At 75.1% G+C, this 17844-nt stretch carries 18 protein-coding genes; 7 read left to right on the top strand and 11 right to left on the bottom strand.

The features are described from left to right. Positions 1–228: 228 nt before the first annotated feature. The 4 genes from serS to ACI782_RS17565 all read left to right on the top strand — a co-directional run bounded on the left by serS (position 229) and on the right by ACI782_RS17565 (position 5049). The gene (gene serS / locus ACI782_RS17580; RefSeq protein WP_456911357.1) at positions 229–1524 is read left to right on the top strand and encodes a serine--tRNA ligase; all 1296 of its coding nucleotides are present in this window, start codon (positions 229–231) and stop codon (positions 1522–1524) included. Then, a complete protein-coding gene (locus ACI782_RS17575; protein WP_456911356.1) occupies positions 1521–2447 on the top strand; it encodes an HAD family hydrolase in 927 nt (308 codons plus the stop codon). The genes serS and ACI782_RS17575 overlap by 4 nt, the downstream gene beginning before the upstream one ends. 16 nt (positions 2448–2463) lie before the next feature. Next, positions 2464–3324: an HAD family hydrolase gene (locus ACI782_RS17570; protein ID WP_456911359.1), complete on the top strand. Its 861-nt coding sequence runs from the start codon at positions 2464–2466 to the stop codon at positions 3322–3324. Positions 3325–3453: 129 nt separating this feature from the next. Further along, entirely contained in the window at positions 3454–5049 is a 1596-nt protein-coding gene (locus ACI782_RS17565) for a methyl-accepting chemotaxis protein (protein WP_456911355.1), read from the top strand. A gap of 184 nt (positions 5050–5233) precedes the next feature. On the opposite strand, the gene ACI782_RS17560 is transcribed toward ACI782_RS17565, so the two are convergent. Continuing rightward, positions 5234–5794, bottom strand: a complete 561-nt coding sequence (locus tag ACI782_RS17560; protein ID WP_456911354.1) for a bacterial proteasome activator family protein — start codon at positions 5792–5794, stop codon at positions 5234–5236. 90 nt (positions 5795–5884) lie between these two features. Between ACI782_RS17560 and ACI782_RS17555 the strand changes: the two genes are divergently transcribed. Continuing rightward, the gene (locus tag ACI782_RS17555) at positions 5885–7108 is read left to right on the top strand and encodes a cysteine desulfurase-like protein (protein WP_456911353.1); all 1224 of its coding nucleotides are present in this window, start codon (positions 5885–5887) and stop codon (positions 7106–7108) included. A 12-nt stretch (positions 7109–7120) separates the two neighbouring features. Here the strand turns inward: ACI782_RS17555 and ACI782_RS17550 are convergent, their stop codons facing one another. Continuing rightward, positions 7121–8113, bottom strand: coding sequence for an NAD(P)H-quinone oxidoreductase (locus ACI782_RS17550; protein ID WP_456911352.1), 993 nt, complete (start codon positions 8111–8113; stop codon positions 7121–7123). Positions 8114–8236: 123 nt separating this feature from the next. Here ACI782_RS17550 and ACI782_RS17545 point away from each other — a divergent pair, with 123 nt between their 5' ends. Continuing rightward, positions 8237–8824: a hypothetical protein gene (locus tag ACI782_RS17545; protein ID WP_456911351.1), complete on the top strand. Its 588-nt coding sequence runs from the start codon at positions 8237–8239 to the stop codon at positions 8822–8824. Positions 8825–8874: 50 nt separating this feature from the next. On the opposite strand, the gene ACI782_RS17540 is transcribed toward ACI782_RS17545, so the two are convergent. Continuing rightward, a complete protein-coding gene (locus ACI782_RS17540) occupies positions 8875–9555 on the bottom strand; it encodes an NAD(P)-dependent oxidoreductase (protein ID WP_456911350.1) in 681 nt (226 codons plus the stop codon). Positions 9556–9707: 152 nt separating this feature from the next. Here ACI782_RS17540 and ACI782_RS17535 point away from each other — a divergent pair, with 152 nt between their 5' ends. Beyond that, a complete protein-coding gene (locus ACI782_RS17535; protein WP_456911349.1) occupies positions 9708–10727 on the top strand; it encodes an AraC family transcriptional regulator in 1020 nt (339 codons plus the stop codon). On the opposite strand, the gene ACI782_RS17530 is transcribed toward ACI782_RS17535, so the two are convergent. The 8 genes from ACI782_RS17530 to ACI782_RS17495 all read right to left on the bottom strand — a co-directional run bounded on the left by ACI782_RS17530 (position 10711) and on the right by ACI782_RS17495 (position 17730). Next, positions 10711–12309, bottom strand: coding sequence for a 4-coumarate--CoA ligase family protein (locus ACI782_RS17530; protein ID WP_456911348.1), 1599 nt, complete (start codon positions 12307–12309; stop codon positions 10711–10713). The genes ACI782_RS17535 and ACI782_RS17530 overlap by 17 nt on opposite strands. Positions 12310–12401: 92 nt before the next feature. Then, on the bottom strand, positions 12402–12827 hold the full coding sequence (locus ACI782_RS17525; protein ID WP_456911347.1) for a PaaI family thioesterase: 426 nt from the start codon (positions 12825–12827) through the stop codon (positions 12402–12404). 40 nt (positions 12828–12867) lie between these two features. Further along, entirely contained in the window at positions 12868–13254 is a 387-nt protein-coding gene (locus tag ACI782_RS17520) for a VOC family protein (protein WP_456911346.1), read from the bottom strand. Between the two features lie 66 nt (positions 13255–13320). Next, positions 13321–14181 carry a dihydropteroate synthase gene (gene folP, locus ACI782_RS17515; protein WP_456911345.1) on the bottom strand — a complete coding sequence of 287 codons (861 nt, stop codon included), beginning with the start codon at positions 14179–14181 and terminating at the stop codon, positions 13321–13323. Positions 14182–14295: 114 nt separating this feature from the next. Next, positions 14296–15552, bottom strand: coding sequence for a serine hydrolase domain-containing protein (locus ACI782_RS17510; protein ID WP_456911344.1), 1257 nt, complete (start codon positions 15550–15552; stop codon positions 14296–14298). A 185-nt stretch (positions 15553–15737) separates the two neighbouring features. After that, positions 15738–16022: an HU family DNA-binding protein gene (locus ACI782_RS17505; protein ID WP_089336247.1), complete on the bottom strand. Its 285-nt coding sequence runs from the start codon at positions 16020–16022 to the stop codon at positions 15738–15740. 425 nt (positions 16023–16447) lie between these two features. Next, complete coding sequence (locus ACI782_RS17500) at positions 16448–16567, bottom strand: DUF1059 domain-containing protein (RefSeq protein ID WP_456911343.1); 120 nt, start codon at positions 16565–16567, stop codon at positions 16448–16450. A gap of 65 nt (positions 16568–16632) precedes the next feature. Continuing rightward, positions 16633–17730: an EAL domain-containing protein gene (locus tag ACI782_RS17495; protein WP_456911342.1), complete on the bottom strand. Its 1098-nt coding sequence runs from the start codon at positions 17728–17730 to the stop codon at positions 16633–16635. Positions 17731–17844: the final 114 nt, after the last annotated feature.

Raw genomic sequence — 17844 nt, 5'->3', positions numbered from 1 at the left:
TGCGGAAAAATAACGACGGCCGGTATCCCCAGGGCGCCCCCCCGCCCCGCCCCCCCCCCCCCCCCCCCCCCCCCCCCCCCCCCCCCCCCCCCCCCCCCCCCCCCCCCCCCCCCCCCCCCCCCACGGCAGCGGGGCCGGGACCGAGCGAGATCGCGTGATCTCGCTCGGAGGGGCGGTGTCCCCGATCGCGGCCCGAGGTCCCGCCGCGTGGGCACCTACGATCGGTGTGTGATCGACCTGCGACTCGTGCGTGAGCACCCCGACCGCGTCAAGGCCAGTCAGCGTGCCCGCGGAGCCGACGAGTCCCGCGTCGACGACCTGCTCGCCGCCGACGCCGCCCGCCGCGAGGCTGTCAAGCGGGCCGACGACCTGCGCGCCGAGCAGAAGGCCGCCTCGCAGGCGGTGAAGAAGGCCACCCCCGAGGAGCGGCCCGCCGTCCTGGAGCGGGCCAAGGCGCTGGCCGCGGAGGTCAAGGAGGCGGAGGAGGGGCTGCGCGCCGCGGACGCCGCCCTGCGCGAGGCGCACCTGCGCATCCCCAACGTGGTCCACGACGACGTCCCGCCCGGCGGTGAGGACGACGCGGTGACCCTGCGCACCGTGGGCGAGGTCCCCGCCTACGACTTCCCGGTGCGCGACCACCTGGAGATCGGCGAGGCGCTCGGCGCGATCGACATGGAGCGCGGCGCGAAGGTCTCCGGCGCCCGCTTCTACTTCCTCACCGGCCCCGGCGCGATGCTCGAGTTCGCCCTCGCCCAGCTGGCGATCAGCCGGGCCGTCGCCGCCGGGTTCACCCCGGTCGTCGCCCCGGCGCTGGTGAAGCCCGCCGCCATGGAGGGCACCGGCTTCCTCGGGGAGCACGACGAGGAGGTCTACCGGGTCGAGCGCGACGACCTGTACCTCGTCGGCACCTCCGAGGTCGCGCTGGCCGGGATGCGCAGCAACGAGGTGCTCGACCTCTCGAACGGGCCGCTGCGCTACGCGGGCTGGTCGTCCTGCTTCCGCCGCGAGGCGGGGTCCTACGGCAAGGACACCCGCGGGATCATCCGCGTGCACTGGTTCGACAAGGTCGAGATGTTCAGCTTCTGCCGGCCCGAGGAGGCCGCCGACGAACACCTGCGGCTGCTGGCCTGGGAGGAGGAGTTCCTCCAGGCGCTCGAGCTGCCCTACCGGGTGGTCGACATCGCCGCCGGCGACCTGGGCACCAGCGCCGCCCGCAAGTACGACATCGAGGCGTGGTTCCCCACCCAGGGCACCTACCGCGAGCTGACCAGCACCTCCGACTGCACGACCTTCCAGGCCCGGCGGCTCAACACCCGCTACCGCGACGCCGACGGGAAGAACCAGACGGCGGCCACGCTCAACGGCACCCTGTGCGCGATCGCCCGCACCATCGCCTGCCTGCTCGAGGTGCACCAGCGCGCCGACGGCTCGGTGCACGTACCGGTCGCGCTGCGCCCCTGGCTGGGCGGCGCCGAGTCCCTCACCCCCGGCATGACGCTGGCGGCGCCGGTGCCGGTCGCATGACGCGGCGCGTGCCGAAGGCGCTGCCCGCCGTCGGCGTCCTGTCCGGCGCCGACGCCGTCGTCGACCTGGGGGACGTCGGCACCTGGCGGCCCAAGCTGGTGGCCAGTGACCTCGACGGCACGCTGCTCTCCTCCGACGGCGAGGTGAGCCCGCGCACCCGGGCGGCGCTGACCGCGTGCTGGGACGCCGGCATCCCGGTCGTCGGGGTGACCGGCCGTGGACCGCGCCTGCTCGACAGCGTGCGGGGCGCGCTCGACGGCCGCGGCATCGGCGTCCTCGCCCAGGGCGGGTTCGTCGTCGACCTGGAGCGTGACGAGGTGCTGCGCACCGTCGGGCTGCCGCGCGACCGGGCCATGGCCGTCATCGAGCGGATCGAGGACGTCGCCGGCGAGCTGGTCGTCGCGGTGGAGGACGCCGCCGAGCAGGGCGAGGTGCACTCCCCGCTGCGGGTGCAGCACGGGTTCGACTGGCCCTACCCCGAGCCGGCCCACCTCCTGCCGCGGCACCAGGTGCTGCCCGCCGGCGCGGTGCTCAAGGTCTTCCTGCGGTCGGCGTCGCTCGGTCAGGACGAGCTGCTGGCCCGCGCCCGCGGCGTGGTCGACGCGCAGGAGGCCGAGGTCACGCACGCCGGGCTGGGCTTCATCGAGGTGCTGCCGGCCGGGGTGACCAAGGCGACCGGCCTGGCCATCGCGCTGGACCGCTACGGCGTCGGGTTCGGTGACGTGCTGGTCTTCGGCGACATGCCCAACGACCTGCCGATGATCGAGGCGGTGCGCGCCGCCGGCGGGCGGGCGGTCGCGGTGGCCAACGCGCACCCCGACGTCCGGGCCGCCACGCCGCTGGTCACCAGCGGGCACGACGTCGACGGGGTCGCGCGCTACCTGGAGGCGCTGCTGTTCGACGGGAGGCAGCCCGGTGTCTGACGACAGCGCCGTGAGCATCGCAGCGAGGAACGAGCGAGGAGCGGAGCGGCGCGCAGAGTCGGACCGTTCGGCACCGTCTGACTGGCGGCCGAAGCTGATCGCCAGCGACATGGACGGCACGTTGCTGCGCTGGGACGACACCGTCAGCGAGGCCACCGTCGCCGAGTTGGAGCGCTGGCGGGCCGAGGGCGTGCCGGTCGTCCTGGCCACCGGGCGGCCCCCGCGCTGGATGACCCGCATCCGCGAGGTGCTGCGGCACGGCACGGCGGTCTGCTGCAACGGCGCGGTGCTGCTCGACCTGGCCGGCTTCGAGATCCTCGACGAGGACGCGCTGGAACCCGACGTGCTGCAGGAGCTCACCGCCGAGCTGCGCCGGCAGCAGCCCGACACCTGGTTCGCCGTCGAGTACGGCCTGGAGTTCCGCCACGAGCCGGTCTACCAGCCGCGGTGGGACGTCGACGCCCCCGGCGTGGCGGTCGCCTCCCTGGAGGAGATGGTCTCCGCACCGGTCGCGAAGCTGCTGGCCCGCCACGAGTCCCTGCCGCGCGACGAGTTCGTCGCCCTGGTCGAGGACGTGGTGGGGGACCGTGCGACGGTCACGACCTCCTCCAGCGACGCGCTGGCCGAGATCTCCGCGCTCGGGATCACCAAGGCCACCGGGCTGGCCAAGGTCGCCGCCCGCCACGGCGTGGGGCCCGAGGACGTCGTCGTCTTCGGGGACATGCCCAACGACATCGCCGCGTTCGACTGGGTCCGCGAGGCCGGCGGCCGGGCCGTGGCGATGGCCCACGCGCACCCCGACCTGCTCGCCGCGGCCACCGACGTCACCGGCACCAACGACGACGACGGGGTGGCCGCGTTCCTGGCGTCCCTGTGACCGCAGGTCAGGAACTGCCTGACCCCGTGTGGTGATCCCGGTGTTCGGCTCAACACACCCGGCCGGACGTCGACACCTGCTGTCGAGGGAGTGACCGCTCCCCCTGGACACGGGTTGCCGGAGAGCGCCATGGGAAAGAGCTTGTCGATCAGCCGCCGACTGACCCTCGGCTTCCTCGTCGTCGTCCTGAGCATGGTCGGCCTGACCGGCATCGGGGTGCTGCGGGTCGAGTCCATCAACGACTCCCTGACGACCATCAACGACCTGAACGCGGTGAAACAGCGGTACGCCATCAACTTCCGCGGCAGCGTCCACGACCGGGCGATCGCACTGCGGGACGTCGTCCTGAGCACCACGCCCGCCGAGCTGCAGCAGGAGGTCGACCTCATCGAGGAGCTGGCGGCCAAGTACACGGCGTCCGCCGGCCCCATGGACGACCTGTTCGCCGTCGAGGGCAACGTCAACGCCGACGAGGTCGCCGCGCTCGCGGAGATCGAGCGGATCGAGGCGGAGACCCTGCCGCTCATCGAGCAGGTCGTCCAGCTGGAGCGGACCGGGCAGCAGGCCGCCGCACTGCAGGTGCTCACCGAGCAGGCCAAGCCCCTGTTCGTCGAGTGGCTCGGCGCGATCAACGTCCTCATCGACATGGAGGAGGCGATGAACGCCGAGCTGAGCGACGAGGCGCGCGGCATCGCCTCGGGCTTCCTGCTCACCATGGTCCTCGTCTGCGCCGCCGCGGCCGTGCTCGCCGTGGTCATCGCCTGGCGGATCACGCGCGGGATCACCCGTCCGCTGGCCGAGGCCGAGCGTGCCTTCGCCGCCGTCGCCGAGGGGGACCTCACCCCGCGGCTCGAGGTCCGCAGCCAGGACGAGATCGGCCGGATGGCCACCTCGACGAACGCCGCCCTGGAGTCGCTGGGCCGGCTCATGGGCACCTTCTCCGAGGCCATCGCCGCTCTGACCACCGCCAGCAGCCGCGTGGGCGACCTGTCGCGGCAGATCTCCACGGGGGTGGAGGAGTCCTCGGCGCAGGCGGCCGTCGTCGCCGCGGCGGCCGGGGAGGTCTCGTCCAGCGTGCAGACGGTGGCCGCCGGCTCGGAGCAGATGGGCGCCTCCATCCGGGAGATCGCGCACAACGCCACCGAGGCGGCCGGGGTCGCCGAGCGCGCGGTCACCGCCGTCGGGACGACGACCGAGACGGTGTCCCGGCTCGGGGAGTCCAGCCGCACCATCGGTGACGTCGTGAAGGTCATCTCCTCGATCGCCGAGCAGACCAACCTGCTGGCCCTCAACGCCACGATCGAGGCCGCCCGCGCGGGCGACGCCGGCAAGGGGTTCGCCGTCGTCGCCAACGAGGTCAAGGAGCTGTCGCAGGAGACCGCCAAGGCCACCGAGGACATCGCCCGGCGGGTGGAGGCGATCCAGGCCGACACCGGCAGCGCCGTCACCGCCATCGCCGAGGTGGCCGAGGTGATCGACCGGATCAACGCCTACCAGTCGACGATCGCCTCGGCGGTCGAGGAGCAGACCGCGACCACCACGGAGATGAACCGCAGCGTCGCCGAGGCCGCCACCGGCTCGGGTCAGATCGCCACCGGCATCGAGAGCGTCGCGGCGGTCGCCCGGTCCACCACCGAGCACGTCGGCGCCTCGCAGCAGGCGGCCGAGGAGCTCGCCGCCGTGTCCGGGCGGCTCCGGGAGCTCGTCGGCGGCTTCCGCTTCTGAGCGACGTCACGACGGCGCCGTCCTCCTCCGCGGGAGGGCGGCGCCGTCGCGGCGTCCGGGCTCGGGTGAGCAGGTCGTAGGCGATCACCGTGTCCACGATCGCCATGACGACGCCGCGACGCCGAGCACGATCCCGACCGTGGCCTGACCCCCCCCGTCACCCGAACGGGTGAGGCGCCACACGTCACAGGTACTGGCCGCCGCCCGGGCGGAAGTCGGGCTGCTGCGGCGCCGACGACGGCCCGCCGGGCAGCGCTCGGCGGCGCATCTCCTCCAGCTGTGCCCGCGCGGCCATCTGCTGGGCGAACAACGCCGTCTGGATGCCGTGGAAGACGCCCTCCAGCCAGCCGACGAGCTGGGCCTGCGCGATCCGCAGCTCGGCGTCCGACGGCGTCTGGTCCTCGCTGAACGGCAGGGTGATCCGCTCCAGCTCCTCGCGCAGCTCCGGGGCCAGGCCCTGCTCGAGCTCGCGGATCGAGGAGGCGTGGATGTCTCGCAGCCGCTGGCGGCTCGCCTCGTCGAGGGGCGCGGCGCGGACCTCCTCGAGCAGCTGCTTGATCATCGTGCCGATCCGCATGACCTTCGCCGGCTGCTCGACCATGTCGGCGACGCCGGCCGCGCCGTCCGGGGCGCCGGTGTCCCCGTCAGGCGCCTGCGGCACGGACATCGTGCCGACCGGCCGGCCGTCGGGGCCGACGACGACGACCTGCTGAGGACGCTCACTGCCGTTTCCCGGTGCGGTCATGTCCCCATCCTCCCCCGTGCGCGACGGTGCCTGCCGGGCGCCGGTGCACACGTGCTCGTCCCGCCGGGGCAGCGTCTAGGGTCGAAACCCATGAGACCGGGGGAGGGACGGCTGGACGTCGCGCGCGTCCGCGGCCTGTTCCCGGGCCTCTCCGACGGGCTCGTGCACGCCGAGGGGTCGTCCGGCGCCCTGCTCCCGGAGAGCGTCGTGCTCGCCGTCTCGCAGGCGATGCGCACCCCGGTGTCCGCCCGGGGCGGGGTCTTCCCCGCCTCCGCCCGCGCCGAGGGCCTGGTGACCAGCGCCCGCGCCGCCGTCGCCGACCTGGTCGGCGGGGTCTCCGCCGGGGTGGTCCTCGGCGCCAACGCCACCGCGCTGACCTACACGATGGCCCGCGCGCTGGCCCGCACGTGGCGGCGGGGGGACGAGATCGTGGTCAGCCGGCTGGACCACGACGCCAACATCCGGCCCTGGCTCCAGCTCGCCGAGTCCGCCGGCGTGGGGGTCCGCTGGGCCGAGGTGGACATCGAGACCGGCGAGCTGCCCGACTGGCAGTACGACGAGCTGCTCACCGAGCGCACCCGCCTGGTCACCCTCACCGCGGCGAGCAACGCCATCGGCACGCGCCCGGACGTCGCCGCCATCGCCCGGCGGGCGCACGCGGTCGGCGCGCTGGTCTTCGTCGACGGGGTGCACGCCGCCGCGCATCACCTGCTCGACATGGGCGAGCTCGGGGCGGACTTCCTGGCCGTGGCCGCGGACAAGTGGTGCGGGCCCCGGGTGGGCGCGGTGGTCGCCGACCCCGCGCTGCTCGGGGAGCTGCAGCCGGACAAGCTGGCGCCGGTGCCCGAGCGGGTCCCCGACCGCTTCGAGAGCGGCGGGCACCCCTTCGAGCTGCTGGCCGGGGTGACCGCGGCCGTCGAGCACCTCGCCTCGCTCAGCGAGTTCACCTTCGGCAGCCGCCGGGACCGGCTGCGCACCTCGATGTCGGCGGTCGCCGCCTACGAGGGCGGGCTGTTCGAGTGGCTGGACCAGGCGCTGCGTGCCATGCGGCACGTGCACGTGCTCGGCGGGGCCACGCGCAGCACGCCGACCCTGGCGTTCACCGTGTCCGGCATGCGGGCGCGGCAGGTCGCCCACGAGCTCGCCCGCCGCGGCATCTGCGCCTGGGACGGCGACTTCTACGCGCGCGAGCTCTTCGACGCCCTCGGCGCCAACGAGGAGGGCGGGGCGGTGCAGCTGGGCCTCATGCACTACAACACCGCCGAGGAGGTCGGGTACCTCGTCGACTCGGTCGCGGAGCTGCGCCCGCGCTGACCGCCCGCGGCCTCAGTCCTCGGCGATCAGCAGCACCTTGCCGACGTGCTCGCCGGCGTCGACCACCCGGTGCGCCTCGGCCGCGCGCGACATCGGCAGCCGGCGGTCGACGATGGGGCGGATCACGCCGCGCTCGACGTCGGGCCACACGTCGTGCCGGACGGCGGCGACGATCTCGGCCTTGCCGCCGGGGCCGGTCGCCGGGCGGGCCCGCAGCGTCGCGGCGTGGATCGCGGCGCGCTTGCGCATCAGCTTGCCCAGGTCGAGCTCCGCCTTCGTCCCGCCCTGCATGCCGATGCAGACGAGCCGCCCGCCGGTGGCCAGCGCGTCCACGTTGCGGGCCAGGTACTTCGCCCCCATGTTGTCGAGCACGATGTCGACGCCGTCGCCGTCGGTCTCCTCGCGCACGCACGCGACGAAGTCCTCGTCGCGGTAGTTGATCAGCACGTCGGCGCCGAGCTCCCGGCAGACGTCGAGCTTGGCCGCGGTGCCGGCGGTGGTGAACACCCGGGCCCCGGCGCGGGCGGCCAGCTGGATGGCCATGGTCCCGATGCCGCTGGACCCGCCGTGCACGAGGACGTCGTCGCCCCGCGTCAGCCCGGCGAGCAGGAACAGGTTCGACCAGACGGTGCAGACCACCTCGGGCAGCGCCGCGGCGGTGGCCAGCTCCACGCCGGCCGGCCGGGGCAACAGCTGCCCGGCCGGGACGGCGACCCGCCCGGCGTAGCCGCCACCGGAGAGCAGCGCGCACACCTCGTCGCCGACCGACCAGCCGGTGACGCCCTCGCCGACCTCGCTGACGACCCCGCTGCACTCCAGGCCGAGGATCTCGCTCGCCCCGGGCGGCGGCGGGTAGTTGCCCGCGCGTTGCAGCAGGTCGGCCCGGTTCACCGCGGTGGCGACGACGTCGACGAGCACCTCGCCGGGGCGGAGCTCGGGGTCGGGGGCCTCGCCCCACTCCAGCACCTCGGGCCCACCCGGTCCGCTGAGAGTCACCGCGCGCATGCCCGCACGATAGGGCGTGCCCGCCGGCGCCGTCCCCCGCGGCGGGGCGTGCAGGCGGCGTGCACGTGGACTGCTCAAGTGCGGCCCAAGCCGGGCCGAAGCGCCGCCGGTCAGGGTCGCGCCATGACGACGACACTCCCCGCCCCGGTGTCCGCCCCGGCGCTGCCCGGGGGCTGCCCGGTGGAGCGGCGGGCCCTCCGCTCCGGCGCCCGCGACCTGGCCGTCGCGCTCACCGGCATCGCCTTCGACGCACCCTGCTGCCCGCGCCGGCAGCGCGAGGTGGTCGCATCGTCCGCCGGTGTGCTGGCAACGGTGCGCGCGGTCGCCGGTCGCGACGAGGACCTGCCGCTGCTGGCCGCCTGCGCGACCGTGGCCGCTGGGGCACCGCTGTTCGCCGCCGAGGTCAGCGCCGGCGCACCCGGCCTCGTCCGCGCGTGGACGACGGTCGCCGACCTGCTCGAGGGCGACCCGGCCGGGGCCCACGACCACGCGCCCGAGGACCTGCTGCGGTGCGCGCGCCGCTTCACGGACGCCGCCGGGTCGGCGCTGCTCGGCGTCCCCTGGTTCCTCGACGCCTGCGCGCCGCACGAGCGGGTCCGGTTGGTGCGCCGCGCGCCGCGCCGGGTGCGACTGGCGCTGCGGCTGGGCGAGGACCGCTGGCTCGCCCGCCGCGACGCCGTCCGCGCCACCCCGCCCATCGGGGCCCGCTGACGCCGCCCCGGCGCGCCGGCCGTGGGCCCGCCGGCGCGTTCGGCGCGGTCCTACGCGGCCGGGGCGGAGGCCGTGCTGCGCGCGGTCCCGGAGACGGCGACGCTGCGTCCCTGCGGGAGGGCGCCCTCCGCGGCGTCGGCGAGGACGGCGCCCACCGCGGCGCGCGACACCCGCCACCCCTCGACGTCCCCGCCGGGCGAGACGACCGCCTGCTCGTCGCCGTCGGTGAGGTAGACGGGCTGGACGAGCGTCCAGTCCAGACCGCTGTCGCGGACCACCCGCTCCTGCCGCTCGTGGTCGGCGATCTGCGGACGCAGCAGCAGGGCGAGCACCACCCGGCTGGAGAGCGGCAGCCGCGTCCGGGTCTCCCCGACGCCGTAGGACGACTGCACCACCAGGCGGCGCACGCCGGCCGAGCGCATCGCCGCCACGACGGTCCGCGTCCCGCGGGAGCGGACGTCCAGCGGCGTCCCCCGGCTGCCCCGCAGCCGCACGCGGAGCGGGGACTCCGGAATGCCCAGCGCGACCACCACGGCGTCCTGCCCCCGCACCGCGCGCTCGACGTCCGCGGCGACCGTGGCGTCGCCGTCGACGGCCCGGACCCCCGCCCGGTCCCCGTACACCGCGCTCGCCCGCCGGGCGAACGCGCTCACCTGGTGTCCCCGGGCGGCGAGGGCGTCGACCGCCGCCCGGCCCGATCCGCCCGTGGCCCCCACGACCAGCACCCGCATGGCCTGCTCCTCTCGGGAAGGCCGGTCCTCGCTGACCGGCGTCCCCATCGTCTGGACGCAGCGACCGCGAGCCCATGACCGCCCGTCCGGGGTCCCCGACCGTTCGTCCAGGGGCCCTGGACGACGGGCGGGGAGACGGTGAGAGTGGCGCCATGACCGGTGCCGGTGCGCGCGACGGCGGCACCGCGCGCCCGTGGACGCCGGTCGACCCGCTGGGCCCGGTGCTGTTCGACCTGCGGATCCGCGGGACCTTCTACTGCCGGGTCGAGCTCACCGAGCCGTGGGGGCTGGAGATGCCGGCCTTCGACGGCTGCATGAGCTTCCACGTCGTCACCGAGGGCAGCTGCCTGCTGGAGGTCGACGGCAGGCAGGTGCTCCTGCGCAGCGGCGACCTGGCCCTGGTGCCGCACGGTCGCGGGCACGTGCTGCGCAGCGGCCCGTCGGCCCGCGTCGCCGGCCGGGCGGACCTGCTGCCCCAGGAGCTGCTCGGGGAGCACTACTCGGTGATGCGGCTCGGTGGCGGTGGGGCGCGCGCCGGGCTGGTGTGCGGTGTGGTGGAGGCCGACCGACCCGGCGCGGCGCACCTGGTCGAGCTGCTGCCCCCGGTCCTGCACCTCGGTGGGGAGGGGGCCGGGCGGCCGGGCTGGCTGCCGGTCCTGCTCGGGCTGCTGGCCGACGAGGTCCGCCACGAGCGGCCGGGCGCCGAGGCGGTCGTCACCCGGCTGGCCGACGTCGTGGTCATCCAGGCGATCCGGGCGTGGATCGACGACGGCGGGACCGGCCCGGGCTGGCTGCGGGCCCTCCGTGACCCGCAGGTCGGCCGGGCCCTGGCCCTCGTGCACCGGTCGCCGGGGGACCCGTGGACGCTCGAGCGCCTGGCCCGGGAGGCGCGGATGTCCCGCTCGGCGTTCGCGGCGCGGTTCACCGAGCTCGCCGGGGAGCCGGCGATGCACTACGTGACCCGGTGGCGGATGCACCTGGCCACCGTCGCGCTGGAGGGCGGGGCGGGGGCCGGCGAGCTCGCCCGCCGCCTCGGCTACGAGTCCGAGGCCGCCTTCTCCCGCGCCTACAAGCGGGTGGTCGGTGTCCCCCCGAGCACGGCCACCGCCCGTCGGCGGGGGACGCCGGTCGCTGCCGGCGCCCCCCGCGGCGGGCTCACCGCGCTGCCTTGAGCTCCTTGCGGAGGATCTTGCCCGCGGCGGACTTGGGCACCGCCTCGATGAACTGCACGAAGCGGATCTTCTTGTGCGGCGCCACCCGGCCGGCCATGAACTCCACGACCGCCTCCGGCGTCAGCGACGAGCCCGGCGTCCGGACGACGAACGCCTTGGGCAGCTCCTCGCCGGTCCCCTCCTCCGGGACGCCGATGACCGCGGCATCGGCGATCTCCGGATGGGTGAGCAGCACCGCCTCGAGCTCGGCGGGGGCGACCTGGTAGCCCTTGTACTTGATCAGCTCCTTCACCCGGTCGACCACGGTGTAGTGGCCGGACTCGTCGACGATCGCGACGTCGCCGGTGTGCAGCCAGCCGTCGGGGTCGATGGTGTCGGCGGTGGCCTGCGGGTTGTTGAGGTAGCCCTTCATCACCTGCGGGCCGCGGACCCACAGCTCGCCGCGCTCGCCGGTCGGCGCGTCCTCGCCGGTGGCCGGGTCGACCAGTCGGCACTCGGTGTTCGGCAGCGCGTACCCGACCGACCCCTTCGGCACCTCGGTCGCGCCCGGCGGCTCCATCCCGGCGTCGGGCGTGCTGTGCGACACCGGCGACAGCTCGGTCATCCCGTAGCCCTGGGCGACGGTCACGCCGGTGTCGGCGCCCTTGCGCAGCCGGCTCTGGGCGGCCAACGCCAGCTGCTCGTCGAGCGGGGCGGCGCCGGAGGTGATGGTGCGCAGCGAGGACAGGTCGTAGTGGTCGACCAACGGGTGCTTGGCCAGCGCCAGCACGATCGGCGGCGCCACGAAGGCCCGGGTGATCTTCTGGTCCTGGAGGGTGCGCAGGAAGTCCTCGAGGTCGAAGCGGGGCAGCGTGACGACGGTGCCGCCGATGGCCAGGCCCTGGTTCATCAGCACGGTCAGGCCGTAGATGTGGAAGAACGGCAGGACGGCGATGATCCGCTCGTCGCCCTCGTGGACGTCCATGATCGGGCGCATCTGGGCCACGTTGGCCACCAGGTTGCGGTGGGTCAGCATGACGCCCTTCGGCAGCCCGGTCGTGCCGCTGGAGTAGGGGAGCGTGACCAGGTCGGTGGCGGGGTCGATGTCGACCTGCACCGACGGCGCGTCGCTGCTGAGCAGGTCGAGCAGCGAGGCGTGGCCCTCCGCGCCGTCCATGACGACGATCTCGTCGACCGGGGCCTTCGCCACCGCGGCCCGCACCCGCTCGAGGAACGGCGAGACGGTGACGACGACCTTGGCGCCCGAGTCGCGCAGCTGGAAGGCGATCTCGTCCGGCGTGTAGAGGGAGTTGATCGGGCTCATCACGCAGCCGGCGGCGGCGATCCCGTGGAAGACCACGGGGTACCAGGGCGTGTTCGGGCAGAAGACGGCGACGACGTCCCCCTTCCGCAGCCCGCGGGCGTGCAGGGCCGCGGCGACGCGGTCGACGTAGGCGGCGAGCTGCCCGTGGGTGATGGTGTCGCCCTTGAGCCCGTCGACCAGCGCCGGGGCGTCGGGCCGCGCGCGGCCGGCCGACAGGACGTGGGCGGGGACCGAGAGGTCGGGGATCTCGACGTCGGGATAGAGGCTGGCCAGCGCCACGGAGGAGCTCCTTCACGGGTCAGGTGTGGCGCCAGTCTCACATCCGGGGTGGCCTCCGCCACAGGGGGCCTACTCGCCGGTACCGGAACGGGTCAACGCGGCCAGAGCACCGACTGGGTGCAGCGGAACAGCGCGATGGTCTTCCCCGACCCCTCGTCGCGCACCACGGCGTCCCACACCTGCGTCGTCCGGCCGGCGTGGGCGTTGGTGGCCACCGTGGCGATCCGGCCCTCGCGGACGGTGCCGAGGAAGTTGCTCTTCAGCTCGATCGTGGTGAAGCCGGTCGAGCCCTCGGGCAGCAGCGCGCGGGTGGCCAGCCCGCAGGACGTGTCGGCCAGCCCCACCACGGTGGCCGCGTGCAGGTAGCCGTTGGGCGCCAGCAGGTCCGGCCGGACGTCGAGCGCGGCCTCCAGCCGTCCCGGCTCGTGGGCGGTGATCGTCAGCCCCAGCAGGCCGGGGAGGGTGCCCGGGAGCAGGGCGTTGAGCTCGTCGGCGGTGTGGAACCCGGTGGCGGCCATGGGCGGGAACCTATCGAGGCCGCCCGCCCGCCACCCGCGGTCAGCTGTCCCCGGCGGTCTCCCACAGGCCGATCACGTTGCCCTCCGGGTCCCGCACGTAGGCGGCGAACCCCATCGCGCCGACGGGCGTCTTGGGGCTCACCGTGGTGCCGCCGAGCTCACCGATCCGCTCCAGCGCGACGTCGATGCTCTCCACGTCGACCACGACGACCGGCCCGGGGGCGGCGCTGTCGCTGCGGGAGAGCATCCCGCCGTTGACGAACCCGGCCTCGGCCGGTCCCTGGGCGCCGCTGGGACCGGTGGTCACCAGCGTGTACGACATCTCCGGCATCTCCTGCACCTGCCAGCCGAAGGCCTCCTTGTAGAAGCTGCGCGCCCGGTCCCCGTCGTCGAAGGGGATCTCGAAGTGCACGACCCTGCCGCTCATCTGCGCCACCTCCTGTGCGGACGTGGCGCGCAGGCTAGGCCGGACGGGGCGTGGGAACCAGGGCCTTCAGGCCAGTCCGCGGGTGGTCCGCGCGGGCGGGCGGTCGCCCCGGATGGAGGCGACCATGTCCAGCGCCTGCCGGGTGGCGGCCACGTCGTGCGCCCGGAACACCGTCGCGCCCAGCCAGGCGCTCACCGCGGTCGCCGCGAGCGTCCCGGTCAGCCGCTGCTCGAGCGGGACGTCGAGGGTCTCGCCGACGAAGTCCTTGTTGGACAGCGCCACGAGCACCGGCCAGCCGGTGGCCACCAGCTCGTCGAGCCGCCGGGTGGCCTCGAGCGAGTGCCGGGTGTTCTTGCCGAAGTCGTGGCCGGGGTCGACCAGCACCCGGTCGCGGGCCACGCCCGCGGCGACCGCCGCCTCGGCCAGCGCCGTCGTCCGGCTGACCACGTCGCCGACGACGTCGTCGTAGGTGATCCGGTGCGGCCGGGTGCGCGGCGGCAGCCCGCCGGCGTGGGTGCAGACGATGCCGGCGCCGGCCGCCGCGGCGACGCCGGCCAGCTCCGGGTCGACCCCGCCCCACGCGTCGTTGACGACGTCGGCGCCCGCGGCCAGCGCCTCCCGCGCCACCTCGGCCCGCCAGGTGTCGATCGAGATGGGCAGCGACGGGTGCGCCGCGCGGATGGCGGCGACGAGGTCGACGGTGCGGCGGATCTCCTCCGCCGCGTCGACCTCGTCGCCCGGGGCGGCCTTCACCCCGCCGACGTCCACCATGTCCGCGCCCTCGGCCACCACCCGGTCCACCCGCTCGACGGCGGCGGCCAGCTCGTAGGTCGCGCCGCGGTCGTAGAAGGAGTCCGGGGTGCGGTTGACGATCGCCATGACGACGAACCGGCCGGCCGGCACGTCGAGGGCTCCGAGGCGCAGCACGCGGTCACCCAACCAGACGCGGGCCGGGCCCAGGCGCCCGTGTCGAGGCACAGGGAGCAACACCCACGTCCTGGATCCCCGAACGTGTGTACTGCTTCCTGTGCCTGCGGGCCTTCAGTCGACGAGGGCCTGGTTGACCAGCGCGCGCAGGTGGTTCCGGATCGGCAGCGTGCTCGAGGGCAGCAGCTGCGTGTAGAAGCCGACCGTGACGTCCTCCACCGGGTCGACGTAGAACGCGGTGGAGGCCGCCCCGCCCCAGCTGTAGTCGCCGGCGCTGGCCACCACCCCGTAGCGGACCGGGTCGACGACCATCGAGAAGCCTAGGCCGAAGCCCACCCCGCGCAGCGGCGTCTCGGCGAACAGCGGCCGGCCGAAGGTCTCCAGGTCGGTGTTGCCCGGCAGGTGGTTGCGGGTCATGTGCGCGATCGTGCGGGGGCCCAGCAGCCGCCCGCCGTCGTGGGCGCCGCCGCGGCGCAGCAGCTCGATGAAGCGCAGGTAGTCCGCGGCGGTGGAGACCAGCCCCCCGCCGCCGGAGAGGAACACCGGCCTGCGCAGCGCCGCCGCGCCCATCGTGTCGAGCGGCGCGTAGCCGGTGGGCGCGCCGCCGGGCTGCCCCGGGACGGCGGTGTAGAGGCGGGCCAGCGACTCGGGGTCGTCGCCCTCGCGCAGCCCGAAGGAGGTGTCCTGCATGCCGAGCGGGGTGAAGATGCGCTGCTCGAAGAACTCGTCGAGCGGCTGGCCGGAGAGCACCTCGACCAGTCGGCCGAGGACGTCGGTCGACACGCCGTAGTTCCACTCCGAGCCGGGCTGGAAGACCAGCGGGATCGCCGCCCACTGCCGGCAGACCGCCGCGGAGTCCGCGCCGGCCGGGGTGCCCCACTCGTGGCCGGCGGCCCGGTACATCGCGTCGACCGGGTGGGCGTGGTGGAAGCCGTAGGTGAGCCCGGAGGTGTGGGTGAGCAGGTGCCACACCCGGATCGGCTCGGTCTGCGGCGCGGTCACCGGCTTCTGCGCCGACCCGGCCACGTACACGCGGGTCTCGGCGAACTCGGGGAGCCACCTCGCGATCGGGTCGGAGAGCTCGAAGGCGCCCTCCTCGTAGAGGATCATCGCCGCGACCGAGGTGATCGGCTTGGTCATCGAGTAGATGCGCCAGCGGGTGTCGGTCTCGACCGGCAGCCCCGCCTCGACGTCCCGCTGGCCGTACCGGCCGACGTGCACGAGCCGGCCGTGCCGGGCCACGGTCACGAGGAAGCCGGGGAGCCGCCCCTCGTCCACGTAGCGGGCCAGCCGCCGGTCGATGCGGGCCAGCCGGCCGGGGTCGAAGTCGACCTCGGCGGGGTCGGTGTCCACCTGGAGCGCCGTCGTCACGAGTCCTCCGTTCCGCGCCGCGCCCGCCGTCGGGCGGCGGCTGCCCCCGCATCCTGGCCCACGGCGTCGTGGGCCAGGCCACACGGGGCAGCCGCCGGCCCGGTCGGACCGGGACGTCGCCGGTCGGACCGGGACCTCGCCGGGACGCTCCCCATCAGACCGGCACGTCGCTGGGACGCTGCCGATCAGACCGGGACGTTGCTGGCGGCCTTCTTCAGGTTCGAGCCGGCGGTCACCTTGACGGTGTTGGCGGCGGGGATGTCGATGGACTCGCCGGTCTGCGGGTTGCGACCGGTCCGCGCCGAGCGCTGGGTGCGCTCGACGGTCAGCAGACCGGAGACGGCGACCTTCTCGCCGCGGGTGATGGCGTCGACGAGCTCGTCCTGGAGGCCGGCGAGCACGGAGTCGACGGTCGAGGCGGGCACGTCGGCACGCTTGGCGATGGCGGAGACGAGTTCGGCCTTGTTCACTGAGGTTCCTTCCGTGTCGGTGACAGATCTGCCGGCCTCGGCGGATTCGCCGAGGTCGGACCGGGGGCACGGTGCCATGCCACACCGACAACCCGCCACCGAGGGGGTCGAACGGGTCCCTCACGTCCCACCGGTCCCTCCGGTCGGGACGGCCCTCCGCGGCCCTCCTGGAGGGTCCCGTCGCGAGGCCGCGAGTGGCGGGCGGCCGACCTGGCGGAGGGCTCGTGCCACGGCGCTGCGCCGGCCGGCCAGCTCACCGTCGTCTCGCCGATCGCCGGCGGCCGGTCGGTGGACCAGCTGGCCGACCTGCTGCAGACGCAGGACCTGCGGCTCCCCGACGACGAGGGGCGCTGCTCACCGACGCGTCGTCCAGAGCGGGGTGCCAGGGGCGCGGAGAACGCACCCCTGGCACTCCGCTGCAGGGCTCAGACGCCGTGGTCGCGGGCCGCGTGGCCGGCGACCTGCGCGAGGATGCCGCCCTCGTCGCCGGAGGAGAAGCGCGCGCTGCACCCGGGGATGACGTCGCCGCAGGCGAAGGTCTTCATCGTGGACTCCTGGCCGTCGTGCGGTCCGGGTCGCCCGGGCGGGCGGCCGGTGGTCCGGGGCTCCTTCAACAGCGGGCGGCGGCCGCCGAGGCGAGGTCCTCCATCCGCAGCAGGCCGAGGACCTGGCCGCTCGGGTCGGTGCACAGGACCGGGTCGAAGCGCTGCGTCGGCGGCCGGGTGAGCGCCCGCTGCAGGGTCTGGGTGACGTCGGCCGTGGGGTGCACGCGCAGCGACACCGGGGCGGTGTGGACCTCCGCGGTCCGCGGGTCGGCCAGCAGCAGGCCGACCGGCTCGCCCAGCTCGCCGACGAGCACAGCGGGCGGGACGCCGGGGTGCGGCGTCCCCACCTCGCACTGGCGGACCGGCCGCAGCAGGCTGGTCACGCTCTCGGTCAGCCGGGCGCGGGCCACCTGGGCGCGGACCAGCCGGACCACCTCGGGCGCCAGCGGGGCGAACGCCGGTGCGGGGCGGCCGAGCAGCCAGCCCTGGGCCAGCGGGACGCCGAGCCGGGCCAGCGCGGCGAGCTCGCCGGGGGTCTCGATGCCCTCGGCGAGCAGCCACGCGTCGATCCGGCCGGCGAACTCCCCGACCATCTCGGTCAGCGCGGCCCGGACCGGGTCGGTGTCGACGTCGGTGACCAGGGCCCGGTCGAGCTTCACCAGCTGCGGCCGGACGACCGCCATCTGCTGCAGCCCCGAGTAGCCCGAGCCGGCGTCGTCCAGGGCGATCAGGGCACCGCGGGCCCGGAGCTCCTCGGCCTGGCGGCGCAGCGCGGCCAGGTCGTGGACCGGCGTGTGCTCGGTGAGCTCGACGACCACCCGCTGCAGGTCGCGGCGGCCGGCGAGCGCGTCCTGGACCGGGGCCGTGCCGAGCAGGTGGGGACTGACGTTGACGGTCAGGAACGTGTCGTCGGGCAGCAGCGGGACGGCGTCGAGCGCCTTGCTGATGGCCAGCGCCTCGAGCTCGGCGGCCACACCGCACTCGGCGGCGGCGGCGAACCAGACGTCGGGCCCGGCGGTGCCCGGGAAGCGGGAGAGGGCCTCGTAGCCGGCGACGCGCGCGGCGGCGAGGTCGACGATCGGCTGGAACGCCATGGTCAGGTCGTCGGGGTCGGCGAGCAGCGGCCGGCAGTCCGGCAGGGCGCTCGTGCGGTGAACCGACATGCCCTCCCATCGGTCCGGTGCGCCGGCGGCTTGACCGGCCGTGCTGCCGGGTGACCCGGGAGGGGGAGCAACCCCGAGGACGCGCGAACGGGGGACGATCCGGTCCGGCTCCCC

Source organism: Geodermatophilus sp. SYSU D00703, from assembly GCF_054050155.1.
This window is presented reverse-complemented; position numbering and strand designations above follow the sequence as displayed.

Bases quoted from the DNA above. Each gene is read 5' to 3' on its own strand.
- ACI782_RS17575 (WP_456911356.1), top strand. From the start codon at position 1,521: ATGACGCGGCGCGTGCCGAAGGCGCTGCCCGCCGTCGGCGTCCTGTCC.
- ACI782_RS17565 (WP_456911355.1), top strand. From the start codon at position 3,454: ATGGGAAAGAGCTTGTCGATCAGCCGCCGACTGACCCTCGGCTTCCTC.
- ACI782_RS17560 (WP_456911354.1), bottom strand. From the start codon at position 5,794: ATGACCGCACCGGGAAACGGCAGTGAGCGTCCTCAGCAGGTCGTCGTC.
- ACI782_RS17555 (WP_456911353.1), top strand. From the start codon at position 5,885: ATGAGACCGGGGGAGGGACGGCTGGACGTCGCGCGCGTCCGCGGCCTG.
- ACI782_RS17550 (WP_456911352.1), bottom strand. From the start codon at position 8,113: ATGCGCGCGGTGACTCTCAGCGGACCGGGTGGGCCCGAGGTGCTGGAG.
- ACI782_RS17545 (WP_456911351.1), top strand. From the start codon at position 8,237: ATGACGACGACACTCCCCGCCCCGGTGTCCGCCCCGGCGCTGCCCGGG.
- ACI782_RS17540 (WP_456911350.1), bottom strand. From the start codon at position 9,555: ATGCGGGTGCTGGTCGTGGGGGCCACGGGCGGATCGGGCCGGGCGGCG.
- ACI782_RS17535 (WP_456911349.1), top strand. From the start codon at position 9,708: ATGACCGGTGCCGGTGCGCGCGACGGCGGCACCGCGCGCCCGTGGACG.
- ACI782_RS17525 (WP_456911347.1), bottom strand. From the start codon at position 12,827: ATGGCCGCCACCGGGTTCCACACCGCCGACGAGCTCAACGCCCTGCTC.
- ACI782_RS17520 (WP_456911346.1), bottom strand. From the start codon at position 13,254: ATGAGCGGCAGGGTCGTGCACTTCGAGATCCCCTTCGACGACGGGGAC.
- ACI782_RS17500 (WP_456911343.1), bottom strand. From the start codon at position 16,567: ATGAAGACCTTCGCCTGCGGCGACGTCATCCCCGGGTGCAGCGCGCGC.
- ACI782_RS17495 (WP_456911342.1), bottom strand. From the start codon at position 17,730: ATGTCGGTTCACCGCACGAGCGCCCTGCCGGACTGCCGGCCGCTGCTC.